Annotated in this window: 8 protein-coding genes; 2 read left to right on the top strand and 6 right to left on the bottom strand. The window is 34.7% G+C overall.

The window, feature by feature from the left end; genetic code table 11:
- Window positions 1–150: 150 nt before the first annotated feature.
- The 3 genes from M2326_RS10985 to M2326_RS10975 all read right to left on the bottom strand — a co-directional run bounded on the left by M2326_RS10985 (window position 151) and on the right by M2326_RS10975 (window position 5,985).
- The gene (locus tag M2326_RS10985) at window positions 151–1,551 is read right to left on the bottom strand and encodes a sulfatase (RefSeq protein WP_264619607.1); all 1,401 of its coding nucleotides are present in this window, start codon (window positions 1,549–1,551) and stop codon (window positions 151–153) included.
- A gap of 37 nt (window positions 1,552–1,588) precedes the next feature.
- Window positions 1,589–4,111 carry a glycoside hydrolase family 2 TIM barrel-domain containing protein gene (locus M2326_RS10980; protein WP_264619606.1) on the bottom strand — a complete coding sequence of 841 codons (2,523 nt, stop codon included), beginning with the start codon at window positions 4,109–4,111 and terminating at the stop codon, window positions 1,589–1,591.
- Between the two features lie 95 nt (window positions 4,112–4,206).
- On the bottom strand, window positions 4,207–5,985 hold the full coding sequence (locus tag M2326_RS10975) for an arylsulfatase (protein WP_264619605.1): 1,779 nt from the start codon (window positions 5,983–5,985) through the stop codon (window positions 4,207–4,209).
- 420 nt (window positions 5,986–6,405) lie between these two features.
- Here M2326_RS10975 and M2326_RS10970 point away from each other — a divergent pair, with 420 nt between their 5' ends.
- Together M2326_RS10970 and M2326_RS10965 are read left to right on the top strand one after the other, a co-directional pair.
- Complete coding sequence (locus M2326_RS10970) at window positions 6,406–8,247, top strand: sulfatase family protein (RefSeq protein WP_264619604.1); 1,842 nt, start codon at window positions 6,406–6,408, stop codon at window positions 8,245–8,247.
- A 309-nt stretch (window positions 8,248–8,556) separates the two neighbouring features.
- Entirely contained in the window at window positions 8,557–9,822 is a 1,266-nt protein-coding gene (locus M2326_RS10965; RefSeq protein WP_264619603.1) for a glycoside hydrolase family 117 protein, read from the top strand.
- Window positions 9,823–10,200: 378 nt separating this feature from the next.
- Here the strand turns inward: M2326_RS10965 and M2326_RS10960 are convergent, their stop codons facing one another.
- From M2326_RS10960 to M2326_RS10950, 3 genes are all read right to left on the bottom strand, one after another.
- A complete protein-coding gene (locus tag M2326_RS10960; RefSeq protein ID WP_264619602.1) occupies window positions 10,201–10,617 on the bottom strand; it encodes a hypothetical protein in 417 nt (138 codons plus the stop codon).
- 122 nt (window positions 10,618–10,739) lie between these two features.
- A complete protein-coding gene (locus tag M2326_RS10955) occupies window positions 10,740–11,600 on the bottom strand; it encodes an NAD(P)-dependent oxidoreductase (RefSeq protein ID WP_264619601.1) in 861 nt (286 codons plus the stop codon).
- Between the two features lie 750 nt (window positions 11,601–12,350).
- Window positions 12,351–13,628 carry a phosphatidylinositol-specific phospholipase C gene (locus M2326_RS10950; RefSeq protein WP_264619600.1) on the bottom strand — a complete coding sequence of 426 codons (1,278 nt, stop codon included), beginning with the start codon at window positions 13,626–13,628 and terminating at the stop codon, window positions 12,351–12,353.
- Window positions 13,629–14,714 lie beyond the last annotated feature (1,086 nt).

The raw sequence follows: 14,714 nt of genomic DNA, 5'->3' as shown, positions 1-14,714 counted from the left end.
GAAACTCTGTGTTTCCTTTGAGTATCTCTGTGTTATAGCTCAATTAAGTTTTCGACTATCTCAAGAAACTTCCAAATTCGCAAACAATACTCATCCAATCTTTAGACCAAAAAAAAAGGCTGATGGAAAAACTCCATCAGCCTTTTACTGTTATTTTCTATTCCAATAAACATCCATTCTTTTGATGGCGTCACCTTCGTATTTACGTCGCAACATCCAGAGCGGACGCTCTAAGGTTTGTTCCCAAGCAAATATTTTTTTGTACATCGCTTTAACTCGTTCTGGGTTTTGATCGGCTAGATTGTTTAATTCTCCTGCATCTTTATCTACATCAAACAATTCTGCTGGACGATCAGGAAAACGCAATAACTTCCAATTTCCGTCACGCATAGCAGACCCTACTTCGCCCTTCCAATACAATTCTTGATGGGGTAAATTGGTGTTTTTACCTAAAATATGAGGTAGTAAATCGACTCCATCTATATCTTTCAAAGCAGCTACATTACCGCCACCCATTTTGTAGAAAGTAGGCAATAAATCAAAGGTGCAAATTGGTTTTTTGTACACGGTATTTGCAGGCAAAACTCCAGGCCAACGCATGATAAACGGAACTCGAATTCCGCCTTCTAGCAAAGTGGCTTTCATACCGCTCAAAGGCAAGTTGTCTGCCGTGGTCGAGTCTGTTGGTCCACCGTTGTCATTGGTAAAAATAACAATGGTATTTTTATCCAAACCTAATTTCTTAAGTGTTTCGAATACGCGACCACAAGCACGATCTAGCGACAGTGTCATTGCAGCCAATTCTTTGCGTTTTCCAGTTAAATTAGGAAAATTAACCAAATCTTTTTTATCAGATTGCAAGGGTGCGTGAACTGCATTAAAAGCCAAATACACAAAGAAAGGATTGTTCTTATTTTCTTTAATAAAATCAATAGAAGCATCTGCCAAAACATCCGTCATGTACTCATCCGACTCTTTAAAATTACCTAAACCTCGTTCCAATCGATTTTCTGTTTTTACTTCACTATCATCTGGATCGTATTTGTAATAACTACGAGCACCACCTCTAAAACCAACAAAAGTATCAAAACCACGGTTCATAGGATGAAATTCATCTTTGCTTCCCATATGCCATTTTCCAAAAACAGCGGTTTTATACCCCAGTTCTTTCATGTAGTTTCCCATTGTTTTTTGGTCTAATGGCAAACCCATATCATCATCAGACAAACAGGATTTCACCATATATCCGGGAACGTTATTTTCTTCAAAACCAAAACGTTCTTGGTATTTACCTGTCAACAATCCCGCACGTGATGGGCCACAAACTGCTGCCGTTACGTAGGCTTGTTCAAATTTGACTCCTTGTTTGGCCAATTCATCCAAATAAGGCGTTTTCATTATTTTGCTCCCTTGGAAACCAAAATCAGAATAACCTGCATCATCAGATACTATCAAGACAATATTTGGTTTGGCTTGTGCAGTAACTACAGTAGCAAAAAGACCTAACGAAAGGGCCAATACGGTAGTTAACTTGTGTTTTTTTAAGTTCATATTGCTGTTTTAAAATTTGGTACTAGACAGACTAAATTTATTTTATTTCAACTGTAATATTATTGCTTTTTAATGTTTTCGAACTGGCTTTTATTCGAACAGTACCGCCTTTTTTCAAAGACTGAATCAATAACAAAGCACGTCCTTTGTCGGTTGTTAATTTATTCGATTGGTAGTCTTGAATGTTACTATTCGAACCATTATCTACTCCTAAAACTTTGGCATTTCCGTCTACTTCGAATGTCAGGTCAGCGTTTTCCGTTTTCACTTCTACTCCTTTTTTATCAACCAATTGTGCAATAATGTGCGCCACATCATACCCATCTGCTGATAAAGAAGTAGCATCTGTTGTCAAACGAATACTATACGCAGCAGCACTTGTTTCAAGATTTGCAACTACTTCTGCACCATCAAAACCACCTTTTACAGTCAATGTACCTTTTTCGAAAGGAACAACCCAACGCAGAATTCGATCTGGGTTATCACTTAAACTTCTGCTCCCAAGAGATTTTCCATTTAGAAACAATTCGGCCACATGTAAATTTGTTGGCACTTCGACCAAAACAAGTTCTCCTGGAGCATAATTCCAATGCATATTTGCTTTGCTATTGTCCCAATTCAATGCTTTTTTGGAATCTGAAATCGCTTTTTTACTCAATTCATCCATTTTGAAAGCAGAACCTTTCAATGGCATTGTTCCAATCGCTACACTTGGTTTATTTACCCAAATACTTTTGAAATAATTAAAACCTTGCTTTTTAAATCCAGCGAAATCCAAGATGTCTCCATCCCAACCTTTTTGCGGCCATTTGTCTGTCGATTCCCCCATGTAGTCAATTCCTGTCCACATGTACATACTAAACACCATTGGGTTTTCGATAATCGAATTCCAATCTTGCCAAGTGCCCGAATTTTCAGAACCTGTCATCATTTTGTTTGGGTAATTCTTTTTGGTCCAATCGTATTGATTGGTTTGGTAACTAAAACCTACTACGTCTAGAGCATCACCATAACCCGAAGCCAAACTAGCAACCGGAATGATTAAATTGGCGGTTACAGGACGAGTTGTATCTAAATCTTTGACCCATTTGGACAATCTTTGCGCAGTTTCTGCCAATTTGTATTTTCTATTTGGCAAAGCATCATAACGTGCTTTCATCTCTTCTTTGGTCAATTTCGGAATCTGGTTCCAATAATTTCCTGCTCCTGGATCCCATAACCCACTTACTTCTTTGTAACCTGGATAGGTCCATTCAATTTCGTTACCAATACTCCATTCAAAAATAGAAGGGTGATTTCTATCTCTCAAAATAGTGCGCTTCAAATCGCTTTCTCCCCATTTTTGAAAATGTTCGGTATAGCCACGAGTCATGTACTGCACACTTTTTTCTTCCATATTGTGCTGTTTGTCTTTAGGATTGTCCATTTCGTCAAAAATCTCGTTCTGAACCAAGAATCCCATTTCGTCGCACAAATCCAAAAATTCTTCTGAAAATGGATTGTGAGAAGTTCTGATTGCGTTTACTCCAGCTTCTTTCAAGCCTAAAAAACGACGTCTCCACACTCCTTTTGGCACCGCAGCACCAACCAAACCAGCATCATGATGCAAGCAAACCCCTTTTACATCGGTTGCTTTTCCGTTTAAGAAAAAACCGTTGTCTTTGTCAAAAACGATAGATCGTATTCCAAATGGCGTAGTATATTCATCAATTACTTTTCCTTTTACAAGGATGCTCGTTACGGCTTTGTATCTGTTTGGCGTCTCTGTAGACCATAATTTAGGATTAGTGATGGCTACATTTTGAGTAACCGTTACTTCTTTTCCAGATCCAACTTTTACCTCTTTTGTTTCTGTTTTCACTAATGTTCCATTGGCTTCATAAATCTTGGTAGACAAGGTCAAGTTTTGGCTTTGCTTGTAGTCGTTCTTCACCTTTGTTTCAATAGCTACTTTGGCGTTTTCTGCGGTTACGTCTGGAGTTGTTACAAACGTTCCCCAAATTGGAATATGCAATTTATCCGTTGTAATCAATTTTACATTTCTATAAATTCCGCTTCCCGTGTACCAGCGACTGTCTGCGTAGCGTGAATGATCTACGTGTACCGAGATCACATTCTTAGTTCCGTCCTTTTTTAAATACTTACTTAGATCGAAATAAACCGGAGAATAACCATATGGATTTTCGCCCAAATAAGTTCCGTTGATCCAAAAAGTCGCATTGTTATACACCCCATCAAAAAGGATATACACATTTCCGTTTTTGCTATTAGCCGGTGTGTCAAAATGTTTTTGATACCAAGCAATTCCACCTGGTAAATAACCCGTACAACCTTCTAGTTTTTTATCGAAAGAAGCTTCGACGCTGTAATCATGCGGAAGGCGAACGTCACGCCAACCGGCATCTTGCAACGGAATCGCTTTACTAATCTGATTATTTTCTTGCAACTGAAATTTCCAATCAAAATTAAAGTCTTGCTCTCTTTGTTGCGATTGGACTGCCGTGCAGACTAGTAGAAACGCTGCAATAAAGTGTAAGGATAAGGTAAATCGTTTTTTCATGGTTTGAATTATCTGTATGAAGTTTAATTTGTTTTAGTTTGAACTTGTAATGTTTTTTGTTTTATTCGAATAAGAAGCTGCTTTTCGAAAAAAAATTATTTGACCAGCGATATATAGGAATAATAAACGCCGTAGGTTTCTTTTTTATCAATAAAATCATTCGTCAAAAATGTTTTTCCTTTTTCTAAATGTATCTTGAATAGCACTTCAACATCTTCTTTACCAATATTTTTTTCGAACATTTGGTTGGCAATGCTTATTCGGACTTTTTGAGGGGCTATTGTTTTATATTCGAATAAATTTTTAGGATTGACTGCTGGAATTCCTAAAATAGTTCCGGGACATTCTTTTGGCCAGCGTCGGCACGAAATCACGTAATCTCCTTCTTTTTCGACAAAAATAGCATGGGTATTGTTCTTGTTTTTTAGTCCTTCGGCAATTTGTTCTGGTTTCCAAATACCCGAATCTTCCCCAATGGCATGCTGAATCGTTAATTTTATTTCCTCTTGAGCAGGATTCCCCACCGTACTAACAGGTAATTCATTGTACTCTGGATTTTTTTTGGTCTCAACTAAGAAAGCTGTATTTTGTGCTAAAAGAGCGGTTACAACTGCTGCATATTTTGCCGCAAGATTGGTCAATTGTTTCGGATCTTTTTCAATATCATACAAATCAGTTCCATTGAGCAACCTCCAATTGTCTTTTATAATACAAGTTTGATCTACATCCATCGGCGGACGCCAATCTTGTCTGTGGTGAATAAAAGCGGTTTTACGTACCATTGTCTTTTTGGACCCTAACAAAAGCGGCGAAAAATCCACTCCGTCCAAAGGCATTTTTTTAGGAACAGTCAATTGACACAAACTAGCCAAAGTCGGAATCAAATCTACATGTGCTGCAAGGCTGTTGATGTCTTTTCCGCCTTCAATTTTCCCGTTTGGCCAACGTATAAAAAACGGAACCCGATGTCCTCCCTCTAGTTTATCTCCTTTTATGCCTCTGTATCCTTTATTATACCCCAATTTTCCGTCGGGACTGTACCCAAAACGGGTTCCGTTGTCGGTCATGTAAATCACGATGGTATTGTCTGCGAGTTTTTTATCAATCAAAAACTGATTCAATTTCCCGAAATTCTCGTCCAAATTGGCAATCATTCCGTACAAATTGGCACTTATAATTTCTTTTCCTTCTAGGTGTTTGTAGGGCGCTGCATATTTTTCGGCTACAATCAATGGATCGTGAGGCGCATTGGTAGGAAGGTAAATAAAGAAAGGCTTATCTTCATTTTTTTCAATGTATTTCATCGTTTCATCAAACCACACATCCGTGCAATATCCCTTGAATTGTTTGGGTTGGTTGTTGACATAATACACATCATCAAAATAACTGTTTCCCCAATAATCAGAGAGTTCCCCCACGCCTCCTGCCAAGTGATTGATTGCGACTTCAAAGCCACTATCTGTTGGGCGAGTTGGATAATTATCACCCAAATGCCATTTGCCAAACATTGCGGTATGATAGCCGTTTTGCTGAAAAACATCGGCCATGGTTTGTGCATCGCCAGACAAGCCATCTCTACCTTTGAAGGTGGCCCAAGTACCGTTGTTTATCGGGTATCTACCCGTCATGATTGCTCCTCTAGTAGGGGTACACAAAGGCGTCACATGAAAATCGGTCATTCGAACAGATTCATTATAAAAGGCATCAATATTTGGCGTTTTCAACCAAGGATTTCCATGGCAGCCCAAATCGCCAATTCCTTGATCGTCGGTGAGGATCAAAATAACGTTGGGTCTTTTTGTTTTTTGTGCGAATGCAATTTCACAACTCAAACTCAAAACGCTTACAATTAAAATTATTCTTAGATGGGTCATACTGCAACAGCTACTAATGATTTTTTAGAATCAATTGGTAAAGATGCTTCTTTAAAAGCAGTTTTATGATTACATATGTTTTTAGTACTGAAACATATGTGTTATCGTAACTTTCGTCTAGGTATAAAACTTAACAGAACTAAATTAAACAATTATAAAACAGACCATTAACTTAATTTATATCGAAAACAAAAAAATATTTCTATATTTTATTTTACCAAAAAAAACCATATCTACTAGTTTTCGGAACATACCACCTGTCTTCAATCCTATATAGTTACTACTTTTATAATCTGAAATACGACTTACTTTTGGAACAAAGGAGTACAATTCTCATTACAAAAAAAATTAATATTAAGAATGTCAAAACATTTTAAAATAGAACCTAACAATTAGTAGCATTATTTAAAAAATAAAAAAATGAACAAATCGGTACGATTATTTTTGATGGTCAATCTCTTTACATTTACCATCGCCAAAGCACAACAACCCAATATTGTTTGGATAGTTTCTGAAGACAACTCAAAACATTACATGAAACTTTTTGACGAACACGGAGTTGCAACACCCAATGTCGAAGGTTTGGCAAAAGACGGAATTGTATTTGACCGTGCTTTTTCTAATGCTGCCGTTTGTAGTGCTGCACGTTCGACTTTGATATTGAGTACTTATGGACCAAAGATGGCAACACATTACCACCGTGCCGAAGGGAAAGTAACTTTGGTAAATGGTCAGGACATGTTTCCTGCCTATTTGAGAAAAGCGGGCTATTATACTGCAAATAATGCAAAAGAAGATTATAACATCAATAAACCTGATGATGTATGGGATGATTCTTCCAAAAAAGCTTCTTGGACCAACAGAAAATCGGGCCAGCCGTTTTTCTATGTTTACAATATAGAAACGACGCATGAGGGAAGACTTCATTTCACCAAAGAACAAATGAATTCGACTAAAACTATTACAGATCCTACTTCCGTTTTTGTGCAACCCAATCATCCAAAAACGGATATTTTCAGGTATTCTAATGCCTATTATAGAGATAAAATTGTGCAAATGGATAAGGAAGTTGGCGAAGTAATCGAAAAACTAAAAAAAGATGGTTTGTATGATAATACCATCATCTTTTATTATGGTGACCACGGTGGAATTTTACCCGCAAGTAAAGGGTATTTATATGAAACAGGACTACACGTTCCGCTTGTAGTTCATGTTCCAGAAAAATATAAAAATTTAAGTCCGTTGGCACAAGGAACAAGAACCAATTCATTTGTGAGTTTTGTAGATTTTGGTGCTACAGTTTTAAATCTCGCTGGTATTGAGGTTCCGAAAGTAATGGATGGAAAACCCTTTTTAGGAAAAAATACTACTACCAAAACTTTAGACAAAAAAGATGAAACTTTTGGTTATGCTGATCGTTTTGATGAAAAATACGATATGGTGCGATCGGTTCGAAAAGACAATATTAAATACATTCGAAATTTTGAACCATTCAATGTAAATGGATTAATGAATGCATACCGTTACAAGCAATTGGCGTATCAGGAATGGGAAGCACTATACAAACAAGGAAAGTTAAACAAAGATCAATCTCGTTTTTTTGAAGTGAAACCTGCTGAGGAATTGTATGATGTAATTAAAGATCCTTACGAATTAAATAATTTGGCAGCCCTACCCGATCATCAATCTGATTTAAAAAAGATGCGAAAAGAGTTAAATTGTTGGATGGAATCTATGCCTGATTTGTCTTTTTATCCTGAATTTTATTTGATTGAAAATGCGATTCAAAATCCATTAGAATTTGGTAAAAAGCATAAAAAAAATATTAGAAATTACATTAAAATTGCCAATTTAGAAGTATTAGATTTCGAAAAAGCAAGTCCAAAAATTAAAAAACTATTGCAATCTGAGGACAAATGGGAACGCTATTGGGCATTAATTGTAGCAACTTCATTTGGTGATGAAGCAAAAACATTGACTACCGCTGTACAAACTTCATTAGCATTAGAAACAGAAAACATAAATAAATTGAGAGCAGCCGAATTTCTATCTATTGTAGCACATCAAAATACAGCTCAAGACATTACAGCTATTTTGTATGCGGCCAAAAGTGATACAGAAGCTCTACTTATTTTGAATGCAGCAGTGCTATTAAAAGATTATTACCAAAAAATGCCTTTTGCAATTGACCGTACTAAAATTGATAAAAAAGTAATAACGAACAAATTGGTTGAACAACGATTGGACTACATAAAAAAATGAATACCAAAAGATAGGCTACAGTAAGCTCTTTTATTAGATGATAAAAAAGAAAAACATATCAAGAGAAAAATATGATTTCTGTGACTTTTACTAGGACATTAACTTTATAAAAAAGTAAGATACAAATTACGCAAATTGGCATGAATATCAATTTATGAGGATTTATCGAATACTTAAAACCGAGAAAAATTCGAGTAATTCAATTTATGCACATTGGAATTTATTTGAATTTATGGCATTTGTGGCAAAAAAACTTTAAAAACAAATGACCTCTATTTTTATTAATCTAAATAACAATTGAACAAACCAATGAAAAATTTAAAACTACTGATCGGATGTAGTGCTATTTTAGCATTATCATCTTGTTCAACAACAAAAAAAAATACAACCTCAGGGTTTCCTTTTATACTTCCCACCGAAAAACCCAATAGAGTACTGAGCAAAGCCTTAGAGCGAAATTATGATAATTACATGGGCCCAACTCCAGAGACCAACGAATTGTATTCCCAATTTAAATACACCGAATTAAAAGGACTAGATTACAGCAACCACGATGGAACAATTAGCCGCCGTGACCCTTCCAAAGTGATTTTTGCCAACGGAAAATATTATGTTTGGTATACCCACAGACAAACCCCAACAGCACCACAAGGAGCAGACAAATCTACAGATATTATTCCGTCTGCAGATTGGGATTTATCCGATATTTGGTACGCTACCAGCGAAGATGGTTTTACTTGGAAAGAGCAAGGGGTTGCCGTGCCTCGTCCCCCAAAACCCGAAGTGGGATGGCGTTCTGTAGCGACTTCTGATATTTTGGTTTACAAAGGAAAATACTATTTGTACTACCAAGGCTTTATGCAAACCAGCGGAAAACGTGGCGATGACTGCCCTGTAGCGGTTTCCTATGCCGATTCACCTGATGGACCTTGGACACCCTACAACAAAATCGTTATTCCAAATGGTAAAGAAGGCGAATGGGACCAATTTTCCATCCATGATCCATATCCTTTGGTGCACAACGGAAAAATCTACTTGTATTACAAGTCCGATTTTAACCAAAAACCAAATCTAGTGCGCATGCAAGGACTTGCAATTGCCGATAATCCGCTTGGGCCCTTTACCAAAAACCCAACCAATCCGGTCATGAATTCTGGTCACGAAACGACTATGTTTCCGTTTAAAGAAGGAATTGCTACACTAGTTATTCGTGATGGAAATGAGCATTTTACAGTGCAATACGCCAAAGACGGAATCAATTTTGACATTGCAGCCATCACCACTTTGATGCCAGACGCTGCAGGACCGTATATTCCAGATGCCTTTACCGATACCAAAGATGGTCGCGGTATCACTTGGGGAATCTCACATGTCACCAATGTTAGTACTTGGGAAAAAAACCACGCGCTTCTCGTTCGTTTTGACTGCGATCTAAGCCAAGACCTACATGATCCCGAAATGAAACGCACAAACATTAACTATAAACCCGATTTTCTATATTCCCATGCTCTCAACGGATTCCAGAAAAAAAGAATTGCAGAAGAAAACCAAAAAATAAAAGAGACAAATAAATAAACGTTTATTTTGTACGTGACCAGCTGAAAAAACTATTAGTACAATACTAGTATCCTGTTACCTCAAAAAGCTACAGTCATATAAATTAATCCAAAAAAGCCCCCACTCTTTCCGGAATGAGGGCTTTTTTGGCTATTTTGCAAAGTATTAGTAATCGTTAAATTAAGTAATCAATATAGATTACATTTGTATATTTGAATCAGGAAAAATCACTTTAAAAACAGTGACATGCACTTTGTTTTTGCAACTTTCCCACCGCACACTATCAGATCTAAAAATACCAAAACTAACGGTTAATCACTAGATTTTGCTAATATTGATTCACTTTTATTTTAGTCCCTAACCTAATATTCAATATACCAATGTGTAAGTAGATTTTTATTCTTCGAGTTCCTTAATTTCTTTTATGCACCCCTTAATAAGTTCTATCAAGGTATTATATTCGTCTTTTTTAGAATAGCTAATACTACCAGCATCCCCTAAGCAGAATTTTCCGTTTGTCCAACGCAATGTATTAAAGTCTCTTTGTCCTATCCAAAGTTCATTTTCATTCCACCATTCAAATACTATATCATCATCACAAGGGTGAAATCCCATAATAATTTCAGCCATAAAATTATCAGCCACTAAATATAAGTCAGCCAATTGTTCTATTACCTCCTTATTTACACCTTTTTGTTCAGCATTTATTTTAAAATTATTGACTTTTTCATAGGAGGCTGGTTTTAATGCATCACTGTAATTGTTTTTCAATAAATCTAATAATTCCCTTATTTCAATTTGGATTTGATTCATTAAAGTTCAGTTTTTAACATTATTCAGTTGAATGATATGTTCCGCTAGTGAGGCTTTACCGAGACTCACACTAGTTTTAAAATCCATTACGCTCGCGACGGCTGGGAGAGTTGGTTTTACTCTTACTTTAAGCTTTTTATAATTGCCATAACGTCTTCCTCGCCAAAACCTTCGTTTTGAGCCTTATTATAACTGTCTAATAATGGTTGAGCCAATGGAGAATCTAAGCCTGCAGCATTGGCGAGTTTTAAATCTTTAACAAGATGTTTAAGAGCAAATGCCGGAGGAAAAGAATCACTTAAAATAGAAGTAGATTTAATTTTTGTAATACCATTTGCACAAGCACCTTCGTTTACTATTGAAAGCATATCTTCTTTACTCACACCATTATTTTCGGCAAATAAAACCGTTTCTGCCAATCCCTGAAGATTAAGACCAAGGAGGTAATTGATGGCTAATTTAGCCGAGCTGGCTACTCCAGCTAAGCCCACATAAATCGAAATTTTACCAAGTACATCAAAAATTGGTTTTACTAGTTCATATGTTTCTGGATTTCCTCCAACTATAATTACTAATGCCCCATCCTCTGCTGGTTTCACGCTTCCAGAAACGGGTGCCTCTATAAAACTAATTTGGTTTTCCTTACAAAGTGTTGCTAAATAACGGGAAGTGTCGGGTGCAACCGTACTCATATTAATAATGATTTTTCCGGTAATTTTTTTGGACAGTAATCCGCTAGCATTTTCTTCAAATATTTCCTTTACGGCATCATCGTTAGACAACATCGTCAAAACTACATCACAATTTTCTATAAGTTCCTGCGGACTATTTGCAGAAGTCGCTCCAGCCTCGATTAACGGTATTTCTTTGTCTTTGGTTCGATTGAATACGGTCACCTCAAAACCCGCTTTCAATAAATTGCGTACCATTGGATTTCCCATATTTCCTAGACCAATCCAACCTAATTTTAAATTTGTATTCATTTTTATGGTATTTTTAGTTTTTTTAGGCTCTTATCGCCTGCTGCTTTATATATTTTAAATTGAGTATTATTTACTTATTGAAAAAATTATTATTAATCAATAATGCTCATGTTAATGTGATCGTTACGCTCCTACTTTCTTAGATTTTTATTTTGGAAACCAATCACAGATTTTATAGAATTTAGACTTTAATTGTTACTCTCTAACAAATGTAAAACAATTTTTAATTACAAAAAATCATAACTTGTATTAATAAGCTGCGTTGCAAACGCTACGTTTTTGGTCATAAGGTAAATAGGTACTCGACGCAGTCAAGCACCAGGTTGTGGGATTCACGAGCGCTAGTTAATGTACATTTTATGGAATACAAAAAACTAAAAAAAACAATTGCACAGGTATGCTAAGCCTGCCATCACAAGAAATCCAGAACATAAACATTATTATAATAGAAAAGTTGAAGAAGGAAAGATAAAATACTGGTTATTAACAGTGTTAGAAACAAACTTATACATTGTATATGTCAATACATTAAAAATTATAAAATGCATAAAAAAAGAGAAACAACTTAAAAAACTATTTAAATTTAATAATTTTCTTTTGAAAGGAAAGAGATAAAATTCTCTCCCCCTTCGCAAGAATTATTGTTTTTTTATAACCAAATTTATTTAAAATTTTCCAAAAATAACTTGATAAATTAAGATGCTTTATTTTGAAAAATTATAGTAATCACAGGTAAATAGTTTATGCTCACTATTTGATAAAGTTATTTCTAATAATATAATTAATAGTATCAGAATATGAATCTATAAAATCAAATAATAGGATACCATTCCATCCTTTTTTACTTTTAAGGTGTTGAATAATTGTTCTTTCATTTACTCCATTTTTATCTGCAGCTATATTGTAGGGAGTAGCCCATGGTTTTGTATTTAACTTTTCTTTTTTATTAACTCCAGTTGCTGAACAGAAACATAAATTTAAACAATCCTTTTTAAAAGCATATTCACTAAAAAAGTAATTAATGTGATTCATTTTATCATCTCTACACCATTCAGTTGTATTACTTGAGACAAGATAATTGTCCTGCACATTATATGTTGTTCTATTATTTGTTTTTTTTGAAAAACTAGTGTTATCTCCCCAAAAATATACGGAAATTCCAAAGTCATCAACAGGTGTAAATCGATTAATAATAACTATTTTCCCTCTAGCTTTGCCCATGGTAGGAATTGAATCAGATATATCTATAAATTTATTGTATTCACCCTTGTCATAATACGATTTAACTAAATCAGCATATGCTTTAGTTTCCCATTCAGAGCTTTCTTGTTTTAATTGCATTAAGATAGTTTCTGAAGGGTTACTTTCTAAAAACGTAGTAAGTAATTTTAAAACCCCATTGAAATCAATTTTCTGTTGTGCGGAACCATGTTTTATGGTCAAATAATTACCTTTGCTTTCTTCAATAGCCTCTGCCCTTATGTCAAGATAGCGTACACCTTTTTCTAATTGTTCCGTTAATTCCCAATTCTGACATTTTGCAAAACCAAAAGCCCAAATAGGTTCTGCTAAAGCACATGACTCATGGGTACCTGGTATAGATATATTTAATAAAGAGGTAGCATCTGGAATTGATTTCATCCAATTTTTACTAGTAGTACTACTTATAAAAAAAGTATTTATTAGATTACTCGTTTTTTGTGTTATATAATAAACATTCCCACTGCTTACCTTTATTTCTTTATAAATGCGATCTATTTTTTTATATACATCATGTTGATCGTTACGAAAAGAAATATCATCACCATTATCAAACTTAATATTCATGGTGAACCATGCACTTTTAGTATTATTGTTTAACTCCTCACGTTCTTCTCTAGATGAGTTCCCATTAATAGAAATATTATTAAAGTTATTATCGGGCCTGCTGCTACCATCCCAATCAACATTATCTGTCCCAGTCACTGTAATTGCTATTCTATTTTCTAATTGATTGACAATTTTCAAAAATGATTTTGTTGATCCCATACTTTTATTTTAATTATTTATGAAGGTTAATACTTGCTGGATTCTTAACACTACAAGCATCTGATTTCCAATCTATTCTAGTTGGCTTTTTCAAATTTAAATACTATTTAGTATTAAATATCTTAATTTGAACATAAAAACGTGAAAAAAAATCGTAAGAATTTCACTTTTTAAATTTCTGTATTTGAAATTCCGAATTTTAGGCTTCTGCTTATAAAATCCAATATTTAAGTTTTTATTTAATTTCAGAAATTTTAAATTAGAAGTCACATTTTAAATTCAAAAACCAAGTTAAAATACTGTATTTCAGATTATTGAATTTTATCAATATTAAGTTTTCCAGTAACTTATATACCTGCGAAATAAACCCTCGTACAGAAACCCCAAAAAAAAACGTATAAACGAGGTTTTGTTTCGCTTTAATCTCATTTAATATATATATAAATAATCCTATTAATAGTAAGTTAAAAAAAACTTATCCATTTTAACCCAGATTGAGACGGCATTCTTTATGACTTTTTTAGGACATAAAGATATAACGAGAGCAAGATTGGTTGCCTTTATGAAAACCAATCTCGCTGCTCCTAAACAAAAAAATACCAACCAAATCAATTGGTGATTTTGGAATACTATAACTGATTCTTTTTGAATTCGATTACGCTCCAGTTGAGTAATTGGGTTGATTTGGAGATGACCAAAGCTTCGTTTTCTACTTTCCACTTTAGTTTTTTTCACCTCCTAGAATTGTATTAATAAGCTGCGTTGCAAACGCTACGTTTTTGGTTATAAGTTAAATAGGTACTCGACGCAGTCAAGCAACAGGTTGTGAAAAAAAATCATGAATTTGAAATCAAAATTAATGATTTACACAATTTATATTTTATCTGTTTCTCAGCGGATAAGCTCTACTTCTTACTATTCGAAAAAAAGAAAACAATACACATATTATTTTTAGATAATCAAAGAGTTACCCTATTTTGTAAAACAATTATGGTTCTTCGCCTAAATTAGTGGAAATTAAAAAAACCATGTAATTTTGGGGGATGGAATTAGATGGATTAGGAATTTTGTTAGGAGTTAAATCTC

This window comes from Flavobacterium psychraerolatum (assembly GCF_025960985.1).
GTDB lineage: Bacteria > Bacteroidota > Bacteroidia > Flavobacteriales > Flavobacteriaceae > Flavobacterium.
This window is presented reverse-complemented; position numbering and strand designations above follow the sequence as displayed.